At 64.1% G+C, this 12,277-nt stretch carries 13 protein-coding genes and 1 pseudogene; all 14 read left to right on the top strand.

Annotation, left to right across the window (positions count from 1 at the left end; genetic code table 11):
- The coding region (locus tag Q1K49_RS06195; protein ID WP_300524062.1) for a diol dehydratase reactivase subunit alpha at positions 1-1,550 on the top strand (1,550 nt) is incomplete at its 5' end.
- 4 nt (positions 1,551-1,554) lie between these two features.
- A complete protein-coding gene (locus Q1K49_RS06190; RefSeq protein ID WP_300524059.1) occupies positions 1,555-2,172 on the top strand; it encodes a glycerol dehydratase reactivase beta/small subunit family protein in 618 nt (205 codons plus the stop codon).
- A 43-nt stretch (positions 2,173-2,215) separates the two neighbouring features.
- Positions 2,216-2,470 (top strand): annotated as a pseudogene (locus Q1K49_RS14900) (BMC domain-containing protein); the annotation flags it as partial.
- 586 nt (positions 2,471-3,056) lie between these two features.
- Positions 3,057-3,371, top strand: a complete 315-nt coding sequence (locus Q1K49_RS06180) for a BMC domain-containing protein (RefSeq protein ID WP_026368262.1) — start codon at positions 3,057-3,059, stop codon at positions 3,369-3,371.
- Between the two features lie 9 nt (positions 3,372-3,380).
- Entirely contained in the window at positions 3,381-4,049 is a 669-nt protein-coding gene (gene pduL, locus Q1K49_RS06175) for a phosphate propanoyltransferase (protein ID WP_300524051.1), read from the top strand.
- A complete protein-coding gene (gene eutJ / locus Q1K49_RS06170) occupies positions 4,040-5,146 on the top strand; it encodes an ethanolamine utilization protein EutJ (protein WP_300524049.1) in 1,107 nt (368 codons plus the stop codon). Before pduL ends, eutJ begins: the two co-directional genes overlap by 10 nt.
- Complete coding sequence (locus Q1K49_RS06165; RefSeq protein ID WP_300524046.1) at positions 5,136-5,873, top strand: hypothetical protein; 738 nt, start codon at positions 5,136-5,138, stop codon at positions 5,871-5,873. Before eutJ ends, Q1K49_RS06165 begins: the two co-directional genes overlap by 11 nt.
- 4 nt (positions 5,874-5,877) lie before the next feature.
- Positions 5,878-6,198, top strand: coding sequence for a microcompartment protein (locus Q1K49_RS06160; RefSeq protein ID WP_300524044.1), 321 nt, complete (start codon positions 5,878-5,880; stop codon positions 6,196-6,198).
- Positions 6,195-6,494 carry a EutN/CcmL family microcompartment protein gene (locus Q1K49_RS06155; RefSeq protein WP_026368267.1) on the top strand — a complete coding sequence of 100 codons (300 nt, stop codon included), beginning with the start codon at positions 6,195-6,197 and terminating at the stop codon, positions 6,492-6,494. The genes Q1K49_RS06160 and Q1K49_RS06155 overlap by 4 nt, the downstream gene beginning before the upstream one ends.
- A gap of 1 nt (position 6,495) precedes the next feature.
- The gene (locus Q1K49_RS06150) at positions 6,496-7,452 is read left to right on the top strand and encodes a cob(I)yrinic acid a,c-diamide adenosyltransferase (RefSeq protein ID WP_300524040.1); all 957 of its coding nucleotides are present in this window, start codon (positions 6,496-6,498) and stop codon (positions 7,450-7,452) included.
- A gap of 28 nt (positions 7,453-7,480) precedes the next feature.
- Positions 7,481-8,887 carry an aldehyde dehydrogenase family protein gene (locus tag Q1K49_RS06145; protein ID WP_366146048.1) on the top strand — a complete coding sequence of 469 codons (1,407 nt, stop codon included), beginning with the start codon at positions 7,481-7,483 and terminating at the stop codon, positions 8,885-8,887.
- A gap of 15 nt (positions 8,888-8,902) precedes the next feature.
- Positions 8,903-10,231 carry a 4Fe-4S dicluster domain-containing protein gene (locus Q1K49_RS06140; protein WP_300524038.1) on the top strand — a complete coding sequence of 443 codons (1,329 nt, stop codon included), beginning with the start codon at positions 8,903-8,905 and terminating at the stop codon, positions 10,229-10,231.
- Positions 10,232-10,339: 108 nt separating this feature from the next.
- Entirely contained in the window at positions 10,340-10,888 is a 549-nt protein-coding gene (locus tag Q1K49_RS06135; protein ID WP_213694066.1) for a BMC domain-containing protein, read from the top strand.
- 157 nt (positions 10,889-11,045) lie between these two features.
- Positions 11,046-12,161 (top strand): glycerol dehydrogenase, encoded by a 1,116-nt coding sequence (locus Q1K49_RS06130; protein ID WP_300524035.1) that lies wholly within the window; start codon positions 11,046-11,048, stop codon positions 12,159-12,161.
- Positions 12,162-12,277: the final 116 nt, after the last annotated feature.

Here is a 12,277-nt window from a genome sequence, read left to right as displayed (position 1 = left end):
CGATCATCACCGAATCCACCATGATCGGCCACAACCCCTCCACGCCGGGCGGCATCGGCGTGGGCGTGGGGGTCACCATCACCTTCGAACGCCTCCGGGAAGTTCGTTCCGGTGACGCGGTGGTCCCCGTCATTCCCGCTTCGGTGGATTACGAGCACGCCGCCGCAGGAGTGGCGGAGGCCATGAACCGCGGCGTCAACGTGGCCGCCATCATCTGCCAGGCCGACGACGGCGTTCTCATCGCCAACCGGCTTCCCCGTCCCGTTCCCATCGTGGACGAGGTGAGTTCGGTGGACCGCGTGCCTCTGGGCATGCGCTGCTGCGTCGAGGTGGCTCCTCCGGGACGGGTGGTGGAACTGCTCGCCAACCCCTACGACATCGCCACGATTTTCGACCTCTCTCCGGAGGAGACGCGCCAGATCGTTCCCGTGGCCCGTGCCCTCGTGGGGAACCGCTCCGCCGTGGTGATCAGGACCCCTCTCGGAGAAGTGAAGGAGCGCCGTATTCCCGCGGGGGAACTCTACATTCTCGGCCCCTCGGGGAAACGCATCGTCAACGTCGAGGAAGGCGCCGAGGCCATCATGGACATGGTGAAGGCCTGTCAGCCCGTGGAAAACATCTTCGGCCAGCCCGGGACAAACGTGGGAGGCATGATGGAACGGGTCCGCAAGACCATGTCCACTCTCACGGACATCGCCCTGAGCGATATCTACATCCGGGATCTTCTCGCCGTGGACACTCTCGTTCCCCAGAAGGTCGTGGGGGGCGTGGCGGGAGAATTCTCCCTGGAGTCCGGCGTGGCCCTGGCGGTGATGGTGAAAACCGAGGAACTGCCCATGCAGAAACTCGCCAAGGCCGTCGAGGCCGATCTCGGCGTCACCGTGGAAATCGGCGGTGTCGAGGCCGATATGGCCATCCGGGGGGCTCTCACCACGCCGGGGACGAAATGTCCCGTGGCGATCCTTGATCTCGGCGCGGGAAGCAGCGATGCCTCCTTCATGCGTCAGGACGGGACGGTGGAACTCATCCACCTCGCCGGAGCCGGGAACATGGTGAACACCATCATCATGAGTGAACTGGGCATCGACGATTTCGACCTGGCGGAATCCATCAAGCGCTATCCCCTCTGCAAAGTGGAGAGTGTCTTTCACATCCGCCAGGAGGACGGAACGGTGCGTTTCTTTGACAAACCGCTGGATCCGGAGGTGTTCGGCCGGGTGGCGCTCATCCATGAAAACGACATGCTCCAGCCCATCCGCCTGAACGTCACGCTTGAACAGGTCCGCAACATACGCCGTAAGGCGAAGCAGGAAGTCTTCGTCACCAACGCGGTGCGCGCCCTCGAACAGGTGGCGCCCGCCCACAACGTGCGGCTCATCGACTACGTGGTTCTCGTCGGCGGCTCCGCCGTGGACTTCGAGGTCCCCACCATGATCACCGAACGGCTCTCCCGGTGGGGCGTCGTGGCGGGCAAGGGCAACATCCGCGGCAAGGAAGGCCCGAGAAACGCCGTGGCCACGGGGCTCGTGCTCTCCGCGACGGGGGCATAGGACCATGGCATCCTGGTGCGGACACATCGGCGAAAGCCCTAGTGAACGCCCTGCGGTCATGCTTCTCTTCTCTCCTTCGCTCGACCCCGGCATCGCCGTCACGGTCGGAGCGGGCAGCGAAGAAGAAGGAGTTCCTCTCGTGTGGGATACCATGGAAGGAACGGCGGAGGCAATCTCCAGACAGGCCGCTCTCCGCTCCCGCCTCGAAGTCGGGGTGGGCATCACTTCCGACGCATGCGCAATCACGCTGGTGAAACACACGCAAGGACCGTACATCCTCCGACAGGGTCCGGGCTCCTTCGGCTCCTCGGAGAAAACGGCCCTGAAAAAAACACTCCGCTGGCTGGGAGGCGCGGCGGCCTGCCTCGCGAAAGGGCAGCCTCTTCCGGACGAACGAAAGGAAGAAATTCTTCCACATGCCGCGGAGACAGAGACCCGAAAAACGCCGGCGGCAATCGAACATGAAAGACTGCCCCAAGGCAATCCTTTTCCACAGGACCTCCTCCGCCGGAATGCTGCCGACGACGATGCCGGACGACAGGAAACATCCGATCTCTCCGAGGACGAGATGGTCCGGCGCTTGGTCGCACTGGTGCTCGAGACCCTGGGCAAGGCTCCCTAGAGGTCTTCGTCCGCAGGAGGCAGGAGAGGAGGAGTGAGCAGGAATGAGTGAACTGCACGTACGAACAGCCCTCGGCTTCATTGAGGTCGTCGGTCTCGCCGCCGCGGTTGCGGCTGCCGACGCGGCTCTCAAGGCGGCGAACGTGAGCCTTGTGGGACGCGAGATCTCCAAGGGATACGGCTATGTGACAGTGAAGATCGCCGGCGACGTGGGCGCCGTCAAAGCCGCTCTCGCCGCGGCGAAGGCCGTGTCGGAAAAGGTGAGCAAGGTCTGGTCCGTGGACGTGATCCCCCGTCCCGCCCCCGCCGTCGGTCCCGTGCTCACCTTCAACAGGGAAACCCAGGGCGCCTCCGAGTGGGTTGCAGCACACGGCACCCGGGAGACATCATCCATCGCGCCGGAGAAAGAAGAAAAAAAAAGCCCTTTCGTTCCCCCGTCTCCGTCCGAAGAACGGCCCTCCGTCGCAGAGACCGAAGAGGCCGTTCCGGCTCCACAGGGAGACGGGAAAGGACTTCCGGAACGGACGTCGGTCGTGGAGCCGGAACAGCAACCTTCCGCCCCTTCGGAGACGCCGGAGGAAGGCACGGATGGGGATGGACAGGACGACGCGCGCGAGGAACCGGACTCTTTCGCTCTCCCACGTGGGGAAGACACGGTTGAGATTTCCGAGTCACCGGTAAAACCCGCCCAACCCGAGAGCACTCGGGAGACGGCGCGGCGGAGTAAGAAACGAGAGGGCAAACGCAGCCGATAGGGATTTTTCCCTTCGGGGCATTTCCTTCTTGATGAACAATGCACAGCAAGGAACACAGGGACATCTATCGGCCTCTCCGAAGTGCGTCGGAAGAGGCGACAACGCGGTAAACACCTAAGGAGGCGCGAAAATGACCCAGGAAGCGCTCGGAATGATCGAAACACGCGGACTGGTGGGCTCCGTGGAAGCAGCGGACGCCATGGTCAAGGCGGCCAACGTGACCCTCGTGGGACAGCGGCTCACCGGCGGCGGACTGGTCACCGTCATGGTCCGCGGTGACGTGGGCGCCGTGAAGGCCGCCGTGGACGCCGGAACCGCCGCGGCATCCCGCGTCGGCGAAGTGGTCTCCACCCACGTGATCGCCCGTCCCCACGGGGAGATCGAGGGAATTCTCCCCTCCCCCGAGGGAACGCAGACCGAACAGATCGAAATCTGCAAGGATTAGGACGCCATCATGGAGCTGGAACGATCCCTCGTCGAACGCGTGACCCGGAAGGTCATCGAAGCCCTTGACGGGAATCCGGCAACGTCCCTTGAGACGACGTCCTCCTGTCCGGGGTATGTCGTGGCGGGCGTGAGCAATCGCCATGTCCACCTCTCGCCGGAGCACGTGGAGATTCTTTTCGGAAAGGGATACCGGCTCACCGTCCTGCGGGACCTCCGTCAACCCGGGCAGTACGCCTGCAAGGAGACGCTCCACGTGGTCACCTGGGGAGGCGTTCTCGAAAACGTGCGCATCCTCGGCCCCGAGAGGAAGAGCAGTCAATTCGAACTCTCCCTCTCGGACGCCAGAAAACTCCGCATCGACCCGCCTCTCGCCAAGAGCGGGAGCAAGGCCGCGTGCCCTTCGGTCCTTCTCGTCGGTCCAAAGGGAAGTGCGGTTCTCGACTCGGGCATCGGGCTCGCCTGGAGACATGTCCATCTTTCCCTGCCGGAAGCGCAGGCATTGGGCCTGAAGGACGGCGACGAAACGGACGTGGAGGTCGAAGGCGAACGGGGTATCGTGTTCCGCAAGGTATGGGTTCGGGTGCACGAGAGCTTCCTGAGCGAATTCCACGTGGACGTGGACGAGGCCAACGCCTGCGGCCTCAAGACGGGGGATCTGGTGCGGCTATGTCTGTGAACCGATCCACCGGCGGCTTCATCTCTTCTTCCGTCATCGCCCGCCCCGGCGAGGATCTCGAGCGGATTCTCCCCTCCTTCGGAGACGGCAGGCGCACCGCCCCCGCTCCGGAACCGGAAGGGAAGGGTCTGATTTTTTGCGGCCGCTCCGGAGGAAACGAGAATCCTTCCGCCGCAACAGGCAGCACACAGATCGTCGAGACGGAGGCGGTGTTTGGAACCTGCCCGGAGACTGTACCGCTCCCCTACGACGAACAGTTTGTGGAACACCTGCTGGCCCCCCTCGACGAGGCACTGTTCCGGGAAGAACCCCTGACATCCTGGAAAAAACTGTACCTCGGCTTCGATCTGGGCACGACGAACCTGGTCCTTGTGGCCCTCAACGAGGAGGGACAGCCGGTCTCGGCGGTCCTCGAATCCTCCCGTTCGTCCATCCGCGACGGCGTGGTGGTGGATTACATGGCGGCCATGACGGGCATGCGCTCCTGCCTCGAACGTCTTCAGCACCGACTTGGCAGGGCCGTCACCGGCATCGGTGCCGCGGCCTATCCTCCGGGCATCTCGGAGCGGACCGCGAAGGTCTGCGCCAACATCGTGGAATCCCTCGGCTTCGACTGCAAGGGGCTTTACGAGGAGCCCACCGCCGCCGCCGCCGCATTGGGAACGTCTGAGGGGGCCATCGTCGACATCGGCGGCGGCACCACGGGCATCTCGGTCCTTCGGGAGGGGAAAGTGGTCTACACCGCGGACGAACCCACGGGGGGCACGCACATGACGCTGGTCCTGTCCGGCGCACTGGGACTCGACTTCGACGCCGCGGAGACGCTCAAACGGAACAAGGCCGAACAGATCCGCCTCGTGCCCATGCTCAAGCCCGTCCTCGAAAAAATGGCCACCATCGTGCGCCATCATCTCGATGTGAGCGGCTTTTACGGAAAGGTACCCGTTCTTCTCGTGGGAGGCGGCGCGGCCTTTCCCGGCGCGGAGGCCATCATGGAGCGCATCATCGAGCAGCCCGTGACGCCGGCACCGCATCCGCTGCTGGTGACCCCCGCGGGGATCGCCAGAAATCTCTGGAGGGAACAGCATGACCGTTGACGTGGACACCCTCGTCGAACTGGTGCTGCAACGACTCCTTCGTCCTCGGGTGGGGCTTCTCTGGTGGAACGAAACCCTTCCGTCCGCCCGGATGCCCGAGGGGGAGATCGCCTGGATCCACTATCTGGGGACGAAATGCCTTCCCAGAGAGTCGGTGCGTCCCTGCACGGTCCTGGCGACGCTCGACACGCCGGAGGAAGAGGCAAAGACGCTCACGCTCCTCGCCATTCCCCGATGTCGACCAAGTCTGCTTCAGGAATTGGTCACGGGCATCCCCGCATCGCCCGAGGCCCGCCTTGTTGCGGGGTGTCTTTCCCAGGGCATTTCCGTCGTGGCCGACACGAACCACCTTGCCTCGTGGCACTCCTGGAAGGGCGCCCTGGGAACGCGGCTCCGCAACGCCTTCGACGAACTGGAATCCTTCGGAATGATCCTGGTCGGACGGGAGACTCAAGCCGCTTTTCCGAACGAATTCCGTGGAGCACCGACAATCGTGGTTTCACAAACGGCTGCAACAGCGACGGCGGCGGGAACAAGGCCCTCCGTCGGCCCGGATGACCTTCTCCGGCAGCGAAAGGACGGTCCCTTCTGGATAACCTGGAAAGAACTCGCCGGACATGTGGAAGGCAAAACCTTTCTGACACTTCCTCCGGGAGCACGACTCACCGCGGAAGCGGCAGATCGCCTTGCGGCCCTTCGTATCGCAGTGCACAGGGAGGAGGCATAATCCCATGGTCATGACATACCAGCTCATCCTCTCCCCTTCCGAGACAACGAAGAAAATGCTGCTGCGCCGCATGGGGCTTCGAGAGGAAGACGGCAAAGAACTGATGCGGAACGGCTCTTCCCCCTGGGGTGCCGTCCTCCTGGTTCAGGGAGGAGTGGCGGAAATATTTGCCGCCGTCGATCTGGGCACGAAAGCGGCCCCGGTGACGGCGCGGGAAGTATGGGGAAACTGTCCGCAGCATATCAACACGGTGGCTTTCATCGGAGCGGTGGCGGACATTCGCACCTGTCTCCAGGCTTTGCAGAGCGGGGGGTTGGTGAAATGAAACTCGGGAAGATCGTCGGCTCCGTCGTTGCAACCCGCAAGGACGACCGCCTCGTGGGGCACAAGCTCCTCGTGGTACAGCTTCTCATGCCCGGAAGAGAAGGATACCGCCCCGGCAAGGACGAGGGCGGCTTTTCCGTCGCCGTCGATCTCGTAGGGTCCGGAACGGGAGATACGGTGCTTCTCTGCACGGGCAGTTCCGCCCGAACCGCCTCGGGAGACCCCGCGTCCCCCATCGACATGGCCGTCGTGGGCATCGTGGACACGGTGGACGTGGACCATCGGGAGGTGCTCTGACATGGGCCGGGTCACGACGCGAACCGGAGACGGCGGCACGACCCGCCTCTGGGACGGAACTCCCGTCCCCAAGGACGATCCGAGAATCCGCCTGAACGGCGCCCTGGACGAGACGACCTCCGCCCTCGGCCTCGCGAGAGGGCTGGCACCACTGTCCCTGAAAGAAGATCTGGAACGCCTCCAGCGTGAAATTTCCGGCCTCATGGCCTATGTAGCGCGGGGCAAAAAGGATGCGGCCCTTCCCGACGCGGCGGGGCTGGAATCGTGGATCGAGCGCCTTCTCGCGGCCTATCCCGTTCCCGACGAATTTCTCTTTCCCGGGGACACTGCCGTGGGCGGTGCCCTGCATCTGGCGCGTGCGCTTTCCAGGCGTGCAGAGCGGGATGCCCTTCCTCTCGCCCGAGAGGGCATTCTTGCCCCCGAAGCCATGCGCTATCTGAACCGGCTCTCGGACATGCTCTTCGTTCTTGCCGTGGCGGCGGATAGGGAGGCAATGGTGGAACGCATCACGAAAAACGTGTTGAAAACGGTTTCCCGGGAAAACGGCTCCCGCAGCTCCCTCTCCCGGGAGAATGCCAAACGACTTCTCGCCGCCATGGAACTCGCGGCGGAACAGATGGGAGTCCCCATGGTCCTCGCCGTCTGCGACGGTGCGGGAGACCCCGTGGCTTTTCTCCGCATGGATGGAGCGCTTCCCATCAGCCTCATCCTGGCTCCGAAAAAAGCCCGCACGGCGGCGCGACTCCGCATGACCACCGCCCAGCTGACCTCTCTCGTGCAACCCGGCGCGATGCTCTACGGCCTCACGGGTGATCCGGACATCGTCGCCTTCGGCGGAGGCATCCCGCTCCGCCGGGGGGACGAGGTCTGCGGCGGCGTGGGCGTCTCCGGGGGATCGGTCGAACAGGACATCGCCATCGCCGAGGCGGCTCTTGCCGCATGGAATGAGAACGAATGACAACGGGGAAGACCCGGAGGTGATTTCCGTGGAAGACAAGGAACGACTCATGCAGGAAGTGATTCGCCAGGTCCTCGCCCGTCTCGGAACGGAAGGTGCGAACGGTGCAGGGACCTCGCAGTTCGGCTTCGACAGCGTCGACGCCGCCGTGGCGGCGTGTGAGAAGGCTCAGAAAAGCTGGCAGTGGGATTTCTCCCTCGCACAGCGCATCCGTATCGTGAACGGCCTTCGGGAGGACCTTCTTCAGGAAGACTGCATTGAGGAGGTCTCGCGCCTCGCATTGGAAGAAACCGGCATGGGACGCCTGGACGACAAAATTCTCAAGAAACGTCTCGCCGTGGAAAAGACCCCCGGCCCCGAATACTTCACCACCCGGGCCATCTCCGGCGACCATGGGCTCGTGCTGGAGGAACTCTCCCCCTTCGGAGTCATCGCCTCCATCGCACCCTCCACGAATCCCGTGGCGTCGGTGTACAACAACACCATCTGTATGATCGCCGGCGGCAACGGCGTGGTCTTCGCCCCCCACCCCGGAGCGGTGAAATGCTCGCTCCGGGCGGTTGAACTCGTGACACGCTCCCTGGCGAAGCAAGGCGCCCCGGAGGGCCTGGTGGTCACACTCACCCAGCCCAGCATGGAGAACCTCAAAGCCCTCATGACGCACCGGACCGTGCGCCTCATCGCCGCCACGGGCGGTCCCGGCGTGGTGAAGGCCGCCCTTTCCTCGGGCAAGCCCGCCATCGGCGCCGGCCCGGGGAATCCCCCCGTCGTGGTGGACGAGACGGCGGATATTCGCAAGGCCGCGCTGGATGTCATCCTCGGGTGCTCCTTCGACAACAACCTTCCCTGCATCGCCGAGAAGGAACTCTTCGTGGTGAACTGCGTCGCGGACGAACTCAAAAAACACATGCTCGATCAGGGTGCCTTCGAACTCAAGGAACCGGACCTCGTGAAGCGGCTTCAGGAACTCGTTCTCAATCCGGATCACTCGGTGAACCGCTCCATGGTGGGCAAATCGGCCCCCTACTATCTCGAGAAACTGGGCATCAAGGTGGGCGCGAACGTGCGCGTCGTCCTCGTGGAGACCACCGAGGATCACCCCTTCGTGCAGGAGGAACTGCTCATGCCGATTCTCCCCCTGGTCCGGGTGGCGGACTTCGACGAAGCCCTCTGCGCCTCCCTCCGGGCGGAGCACGGATTCCGTCACTCCGCAGCGATCCACAGCACCAACATCACCCACATGAGCCGCATGGCCCGGGCCATGGAAACCACCATCTTCACGAAAAACGCTCCCTCCTTCGCCTCCATCGGCGTCGGCGGAGACTGCCCCACGGCGTTCACCATCGCCACCACCACCGGCCAGGGTCCCACGACGCCGCTCTCCTTCTGCCGGACCCGGCGCTGCGTCCTCGCCGGAGCATTCCGCATCATCTAGGAGGCGACATTCATCATGGAAGCGGAGCGGCTCGTACAGCAGATCTACGAGGCGGGAGTCGTCGGCGCCGGGGGCGCTGGCTTTCCCACCCACGTGAAACTCAAGGCGAAGGGCATCGACACCTACCTCATCAACGGCGCCGAATGCGAACCGCTACTCACGGTGGACCAGCATCTCATGTGCGAAGAGGCACCCCGTCTCGTCGCGGCGGGGCTTGCCGTGGCGGCGGCCCTCGGAGGAGCACGGCTCGTCTTCGGCCTGAAGAAGAAGTACGCTCCCCAGATCGCGGCCCTTCGGGCCTGCGGTGCCGAGGTCGTCGAAGTGGGCAACTCCTATCCGGCGGGAGACGAGGTCATTCTGATCCACGAGATCCTGGGGCGGCACGTCCCCGAGGCGGGACTTCCCCTCCAGGTGGGCGTGGTGGTGAACAATCCGGAGACGCTCTACAACATCGCCGGAGCCATGGACGGCCTTCCCGTGACCCATACCTTCGTCACCGTAGGCGGGGCCGTGCCGCGTCCCGGCGTGTGGCGGGTACCGATAGGCGCTCCCGCATCGCTTCTCCTCGACGCCGCGGGAGGCCCCACCGTGAAGGATCCCGTCTTCATCGAGGGCGGCCCCATGACGGGGAAGTACCGCTTCGACACGAATTTCAACGCCACGAAGACCACCAAGGGCCTGCTCGTGGTACCCCGCACCTCCGCCCTCGTCCATTACGAGACGATGCCCGTGGAGCAGATGCTCAAGCAGGCGAAGGTGGCCTGCTGCAGCTGCGTCCAGTGCACCGTCTCCTGCTCCCGGAATCTCGTCGGGCACGGCCTGGAACCCCACCGGATCATGCGGGCCATCGCCTTCGCGTCCCAGGCGCTTCCGGAGATCGTGAAACAGGCATTCCTCTGCTCGGAATGCAACCTCTGCAGCGGCCTCGTCGCCTGCCCCATGGGGCTTTCCCCCCGACGGGTCAACCAGGTTCTCAAAGGAAGCCTCCGGGCTCAGGGCATCAAACCGGACTTTCCGAAACGGGACATCACGCCCCATCCCCAGCGGGCATTCCGACTCGTTCCCAGCAAGCGGCTGGTACAGCGCCTGGGACTGGCCCCCTACGACAGGGAAACCCCCTACATGGGAGATCTTTCCGTGGGGAACACACCCCTTGCCATCCCCACCAAGCAGCACACGGGCGTTCCCGCCGTGCCCTGCGTCGCCCCCGGAGAGACGGTTCAGGAGGGACACCTCCTCGGTGCACCCCCCGAGGGCGCCCTCGGCGCGACCGTCCACGCCTCGCTTTCCGGAACGGTCCTTGCGGTGTCGCCCGAGGCCGTGACGATTCACCCTGAGCGCTGACTCCGGCACGGGCGGCATGCCCTTCACCGCACAGCACAGCAACGCGGCTCAGGAAGGGCGAAACGCAAGACACCCTGACAAGCTTCTCGGGAAAGGATGGAAGAGACCATGGAAAAAGCCGTTGCCATCGTAGAACTGCTCAGCGTGGCCCGGGGCGTGGCCACTGCGGATGCCATGCTCAAGGGAGGTGACATCTCCCTCTATTCGGCGTGCAGCATCTGCCCGGGCAAGTATCTCATCGTCGTGGGAGGCCAGGTGGGCGCCGTCAAGACCGCCCTGGCCCGCGGGCTCGAAGCGGGAGGCGAAGCGGTGAGTGACAGCATGCTCCTGCCCAACGCCCATCCGGACATTTTTCCCGCGCTGTCGAGCGCCACGGAGGTGAAGGAGATCGCCTCCCTGGGAGTCGTGGAGACCATGAGTGCCCCCGTGGCGGTCGAGGCCGCCGACGCCGCGGCGAAGGCCGCCCAGGTGAAACTCCTGGAGATCCGCCTGGGACGCGGTATGGGCGCCAAGGCTTTCTTCAGCTTCACCGGAGACGTCTCGGAGGTACGCACCTCCGCAAAGGCCGCGGAGCGAGTCGCCGCCGAAAAGGGACTTCTTGTGGACGTGGTGGTCATCGCCAAGCCCCACAAGGATCTGCCGCCCTTCGTCGTGTAGGGAACAGGAGAGAAACGGAGGCACACTGCCTCTTTGGTGTAACGATCAGGAGCATCGAGCGCGGGGGTGACTGTGGCTTTCCGTTCCGGGAAGGAAATCCGAACGGACGGAAACCTTGGAGGAATCACCGGGTACGGAACAGAAGGAGTGTGAAAGCATGTCCAGCAAAATGAAGATCATGATCGCACCGGGCAGATATGTTCAGGGATCGGGCGCCGTGAAGAGCGCCGGAGAGCACGTGAAACTTCTCGGCAAAAAAGCCCTCGTTCTGGGTGGCAAAAGAGGCATGGGCGCCGTGAAGGCGGATCTCGAAGCCGGCCTCAAGGCCAACGGCATCGACTTCATCGAGGAAGCCTTCGGCGGCGAGTGCTCCCGCCAGGAAATCGAGCGCATGAAGGGGATCGCCAAGGAACAGAAGGCGGACGTCATCATCGGCACCGGCGGAGGCAAAGCATTGGACACCGCCAAGGCCGTAGCCCACGAGCTGCATCTCCCCGTGGCCATCATTCCCACCATCGCCGCCACGGACGCCCCCTGCAGCGCTCTCTCGGTGATCTACACCCCCGAAGGGGTCTTCGAGAGCTATCTCGTTCTGCCCCAGAATCCCAACCTCGTCGTCATGGACACGGACGTGGTGGCACACGCCCCGGCACGCCTCCTCGTCTCCGGCATGGGTGACGCTCTCGCCACCTGGTTCGAGGCGAAGAGCTGCTACGTCACCAAGGCGGGCAACATGCCCGGCGGAGCCGCCACCGAGGCGGCGATGAAGCTCGCCCGGCTCTGCTACGACCTTCTCATCGAGTACGGCCTGGAGGCAAAGATCGCCTGCGACGCCCAGGCAGTCACGCCCGCTCTGGAGCGCATCGTGGAGGCCAACACCCTTCTCTCCGGACTCGGCTTCGAGAGCGGCGGCCTTGCCGCGTCCCACGCCATCCACAACGGTCTCACCGTTCTCGAAGAAACCCACCACTACTACCACGGCGAAAAAGTCGCCTTCGGAACCCTGACGCAGCTCGTCCTTGAGGATGCAGACCGGGAACAGCTCCAGGAAGTCCTCGATTTCTGCTGCGACGTGGGACTTCCCATCACCCTGGGTCAACTCGGCGTGAAGGAGGTCACTGCCGCAAAACTTCGCCCCGTGGCGGAAGCGGCCTGCGCCCCCGGAGAAACCATCCACAACACGCCATTCAAGGTAGATGCCGACCTGGTTCTCCAGGCCATTCTGGGAGCCGACGCCCTCGGGCGGGCCTATCTGGGGGGAAGCGCCGAGTAACCGACCCGGAAAAGGCCGGGTCGCGACACATCTCTGGAGAAGAGACCCGACACCTCTTCTCCCTCCTCTCTCCGCAGTACGAAGGGGCGCTTGCAAGCGCCCCTTCGTACTGCACC

The sequence above is a fragment of the Aminiphilus sp. genome, assembly GCF_029975095.1.
Lineage (GTDB): Bacteria > Synergistota > Synergistia > Synergistales > Aminiphilaceae > Aminiphilus.
The sequence above is the reverse complement of the archived record's forward strand: the minus strand, read 5'-3'. Positions and strand labels throughout refer to the sequence as shown.